Annotated in this window: 4 protein-coding genes and 1 tRNA gene; 1 reads left to right on the forward strand and 4 read right to left on the reverse strand. The window is 34.2% G+C overall.

Going from position 1 to position 4,865, the window contains the following annotated elements; translation table 11 throughout:
* Positions 1 to 868 precede the first annotated feature (868 nt).
* The 4 genes from Cyrtocomes_RS05180 to Cyrtocomes_RS05195 all read right to left on the reverse strand — a co-directional run bounded on the left by Cyrtocomes_RS05180 (position 869) and on the right by Cyrtocomes_RS05195 (position 3,853).
* Complete coding sequence (locus tag Cyrtocomes_RS05180) at positions 869 to 1,312, reverse strand: MlaD family protein (RefSeq protein ID WP_322498129.1); 444 nt, start codon at positions 1,310 to 1,312, stop codon at positions 869 to 871.
* Between the two features lie 8 nt (positions 1,313 to 1,320).
* Positions 1,321 to 1,659 carry an NADH-ubiquinone oxidoreductase subunit NDUFA12 family protein gene (locus Cyrtocomes_RS05185; RefSeq protein WP_322498130.1) on the reverse strand — a complete coding sequence of 113 codons (339 nt, stop codon included), beginning with the start codon at positions 1,657 to 1,659 and terminating at the stop codon, positions 1,321 to 1,323.
* Positions 1,660 to 2,409: 750 nt separating this feature from the next.
* On the reverse strand, positions 2,410 to 3,732 hold the full coding sequence (gene miaB, locus Cyrtocomes_RS05190) for a tRNA (N6-isopentenyl adenosine(37)-C2)-methylthiotransferase MiaB (RefSeq protein ID WP_322498131.1): 1,323 nt from the start codon (positions 3,730 to 3,732) through the stop codon (positions 2,410 to 2,412).
* A gap of 44 nt (positions 3,733 to 3,776) precedes the next feature.
* Positions 3,777 to 3,853: transfer RNA gene (locus tag Cyrtocomes_RS05195), tRNA-Met, on the reverse strand.
* Positions 3,854 to 4,407: 554 nt separating this feature from the next.
* Between Cyrtocomes_RS05195 and Cyrtocomes_RS05200 the strand changes: the two genes are divergently transcribed.
* Entirely contained in the window at positions 4,408 to 4,761 is a 354-nt protein-coding gene (locus Cyrtocomes_RS05200) for a hypothetical protein (RefSeq protein WP_322498132.1), read from the forward strand.
* Positions 4,762 to 4,865 lie beyond the last annotated feature (104 nt).

Below are 4,865 nucleotides of genomic sequence, written 5' to 3' on the forward strand. Positions count from 1 at the left end.
ATGCTGGCCCGATTAACCAGAAGAACAAAGCGTTACTCTAAATGCCCAATCATGCTCAGGATGGCTATGTGGAGGTTTAGAGATTTGGCGCTATCTATGCATGATAATGCCTCAAAACGAGACATTTTGGAAGCGTTTGGCTTGAATCAAAGGCGATAAATCTTATTTAGCAACAAGGTAGCGTTCTAGAGGTGTGTATTCAGATACTTTTTGAATATCTTTTTTATGAGCTATAGCTAAGGCAGTATAGAATGATTGCATAAAAAGTAATTTTGTTAAACTTAACCCAATGATAACTAAGCTATTTTCAAAATTGGTCATGTGCCATTTTTATGACGCTTTAGCTATATTCGTATGATTATTTTTGCTAAATTAATTTAGCCTTAATAGCAACAATATGGCGTTATCTAAAAACGGTTGGTAGATTATAAATGGGCAATGTTCACTGTAACTTTGATCCCTATTAAAGAACATAAGAATCGTTAAACTCAGCATTTCCTGATATTTCAAGTCTCTGATTCGCTTTTGATATGAATTTTTGCCAATTTATAGCACGTATATGAAGAATTTTTATCGGTGCGTAATTAATAGCTATCCATAATAAACACCACCTATAAATGAAGATGATAGTAAACGTATTGCTATGCTATACATTTTTCTCTTTTTTAAGGTCTTTTGCTACCTTATCAACTGCTTTTATGCAATGCCAACAATAAGCCTATATTTTAATTTTCCCTTTTTATATTCTGCAATATGGGCCTATAGAGGGCATGACTGTCATATCATCCTTATATATTAAACATAGATTTTATTATGTAAAATACAAAATGCTGGACACGGTAATAACATATTTTTCAAAAGCCTCACTTTATTTAGAAGAAGTGGCTCCAAACAGAACTTTACCTATCAAGTTTTCTATGCTGAAGGAGGGCTTTGTCATTGATATCTCTCCACCTGGCTTTATAATATCGTCCTCATGACCAGGGATTAGCTCAACGTTCTTTGATGAGAAGATACCTAGCCCTGAAATCGAGGCAAGGGTGTCAACTGGTAATGCTATGCTTGAGTCTATTAACATCTCTACTATAGCATTAAAATCATTATCTAATCTACATTTAGAAACTTGACCTACTCGCACACCATTAAGTAGTACGTTGCTGCCAGTTTTAAGCCCATTTACATCAGAAAATTTTGCAAAAAACATACTCGAGCTGCTGCCAGAATCTTTGGATAAATAGATAAATACAGCAAAAAAGATCGATGCAAAAAGCACAATTGCACCTACAAGCGTCTCAAGCCTCCTATCATACATACAAACACCTATTCAAACCACCGTTGATAGCGGGTGCAAGGTGCGCAATTCTCCATAGGGTCATACGCCAAAGTAGTCCCTGTTACATTAACCATATGCTCTTTCATCCAACGCTGCTTGTTCATGAGCACCCCGGCATGAGATGGTATTTGATCAGTCATATAATGAATCCACAGAAACCAATCAGGAGGAATTTTACTAGCTTCAGAGAGTCCGTTATAAATCACGACACGACCCTTTCTGCCAAAATACCTATCTCTCCCTGTTTCATAATACAGATTCGCGAACTGATCCTTGCCAACCAATTTACCAAAAAACTTAGCTTTAAGTTTACTAAGGAAGCTCATGTCAAAAAAACATCAAACCCACTAACAGCCAGAGTATAAGCATCTTATAAATTCAAATCAAGCAGGTTTGTATATAATGTGTATTAATTTTGTTTGCTATATACTGATATTTGACTGAAATCTATATAGGTTTCTGCTGTAAAAACAATCTTTTACATGTGCTGAAGTATATGTCTTGTATTAAGCCATGCCTCTAGTTGTTGTTAGAATCTTTATAATTTACCAGTCCATTATTGTTATATGGATATGTAGTGCTGTCACTCTCAGTGATGTGTTCGGAATTTTCTAAAAAATAATCTTTTATATATTTAAGAAGTTTAGATTGTAAAAACTGGTAGGGGGAATTTTCCCCCTGATTATAAGGGCATCTTGCTGTAGTAGATTGAGAGATGAGGCTGAAAATTAATTAATGACTACGAATAGATAGGCGCGAGTCATGCGAGAAAATAAAGTTCTCAGGTAGTATTTTGCATTTTAACATCAATTCAAGCTTCCTAAAAGGGCCCATAATATTAATACTCGTTCTTTAGATATAAAGATATAATAGTTATTGAAGTTAAATTAGCGTAAGCTGTAATACAAGAAGTATTACTAAGTATCCCACTTCAAATAAAACGGCTATACGCCTCAAAAGATCTTGTCATGCTTTTACTCATCCTTATTTCCTAAGCTATACAAAGGCTATCTGCCTTTATACATTTGGCCGCTCTGTAAAATAATAGACTTATCCACTATTTTTTCTAGCGAGGCCTAAACCCTGATACCATATAAACTATTTTGATGTGCTGAGAGCACCTTAACTGTTATTATATCACCTATGTTGTTGTTACCCTTATTTACAACAACAGATTGCATATAAGGGGATTTGCCTATCAATTGATCATCGTGTTTTCCGTTTTTTTGGAGCAAAATCTGGAAGCTTTTACCTATAAAGCTCTTATTAAATTCAAGTTGTTGATTAAACAATATATTTTGAAGATCTGATAATCTTTTCGATTTTATCTCTTCTGTAATTTGTTTTTCAACAAGTGCAGCAGGGGTTCCGGGCCTTGGGCTATATTTAAATGAATAGCACTGCGAATATTTAACTTTATTTACAACGTCGATTGTCTCCATAAAATCCTCATCACTTTCTTCTGGGTAACCCACTATAAAATCAGATGAAAATGCAATATCGCTCTTAGCAAGTCTAAATTCTTCTATAAGAGATAAATAAAAATCCCTTGAATGCTTCCTATTCATTTTTTTTAAAATTCTATCAGATCCAGATTGTATAGGAAGATGCAAAAATGGCATGAGCTTATCAACATTTTTATGTGCATCAATCATTCCAGATTCATACATATCTATAGGATGGGAGGTTACATATCTTATTCTTTCTAATCCACTAATTTCTGAGAGTTTCTCAATAAGCTTTCCAAGATTATATTCTGTATCATCAATTTTACCATGGTAAGCGCTAACATTTTGTCCCAATAATGTAATCTCTTTAGCGCCGTGTGAAACAAGCATTAGCGCCTCTCTATAGATTTCGTTAGCGGGTCTTGAAAATTCAGCACCTCTAGTATACGGAACAACGCAAAAATGGCAAAATTTGTCACAACCTTCTTGTACAGAAAGAAAGACGGATGGGCCTTGTTCTGATCTTTCTATATAATCAAATTTCTTATTTTCTTCAAAGCTTAAGTTAATTTGCCTAGAGCCAAATTTTTCAAGATCTTCCAGAAGTTTTGGTAATGTGTGGTATGATTGAGGCCCTACAACAATATCAACATATGGGGCCCTTTCAAAAACCTGCTCTCCCTCTGCTTGTGCTGTGCAGCCTGCTAATATCAACGTAAGATTGCTACCAGATCTCTTTTTAGCATATTTTAATTGCTTTATCTTACTCAGCTCTGAGTATACCCGCTCTGCAGCCTTTTCTCTTATATGGCATGTATTATATAGCACGATATCCGCATCAGCAATATCTTCTACCAATACAGAATTCTTAGATATCAGCATATCACTCATTCTAGACGAATCATAAAAATTCATCTGACACCCATAGGTCTTTATAAAAACCTTTCTCATCTTGGAAAAACTAGAGAAAAAACGCCATCAATACACACAAAGACTGGTGGGACCTGCAGGACTTGAACCTACGACCTAACCGTTATGAGCGGTTTGCTCTAACCAACTGAGCTAAGATCCCATGGCGAGGAAACCTATATAACAGCAAAAACATACTATGTCCATAATGAAATTTAAAAAACACAAGCTTAGATACATATTAAGGGTAGTATTATAAGGCATTAAATTATAAGTAAAAAGGAATGCAGCTAGCATACCAAATGGAGTTAAGATTAATTATTGAATTAAAAGGTGATAAGAAGCTATTTGGTTATCTATAGGCTGCCAAAAATGGCTCTATATTCATACATGCGGCTTAGTATTATAAAACATGAGGAAGGGTTTTTGCTCATATCTTAACTTCACAGCTATCTATCAGAATTATAAACATAAGATATCAAGGATTCTTTAATAATAAGATCTTAGATAATTTATGAAAAAGCGGGCGGAATAATGGTTCTATGCCTTAAATTAGAAATTTAAGCTTATTTAAACTTAAGAAGAAATGTACCTCTTATTAAAGTTAGCGCTCACTACCCAGATAGCTTACTAATTATTTATAGTAATATATTGATTATGCGTTATAATATAGTATAATAACACGTAACAACCTGTCTTATATAGTATTAGACCAATATGATAAATAAAAGTAACTTATATACATTACTCCTATCTGCTTCTTGTATAGGAGTTCTTGGTGCTGGTAATGCTTTTGCAAGTGGTATAAATTGGCATTGGTTGACAAAGCGAGATAACGTAGAATTTATTAACTCTATAGAGTGGCGCAGTTTAAATGGGACTAACTATATCTATAAACGCTCATATAGTCCCAAATGGTTTTTCTTTGGAAATACCAAAGAGGGCTCCTTAGATATAGGAAAAAAGTATAATTATGCTTGTTCTAATGTGAAAGGCCAAGAAAAACTTAAACAATGCTTAAATACCGAGATAGATAATCTAGAGGAAATGTTTGAGATTAGGCACTGTTAACAAAGGTTGTATTTAATAGATGCTAAAGCTATAAAGGCAAGGAAAGAGAGATCGGATTTCTCAAATCGTAATGCTAAGCGTCGACTTTCTTTGAGTTTAGCGAA

Origin of the sequence: Candidatus Cyrtobacter comes (assembly GCF_034470605.1) — a bacterium.
GTDB lineage: Bacteria > Pseudomonadota > Alphaproteobacteria > Rickettsiales > Midichloriaceae > Cyrtobacter > Cyrtobacter comes.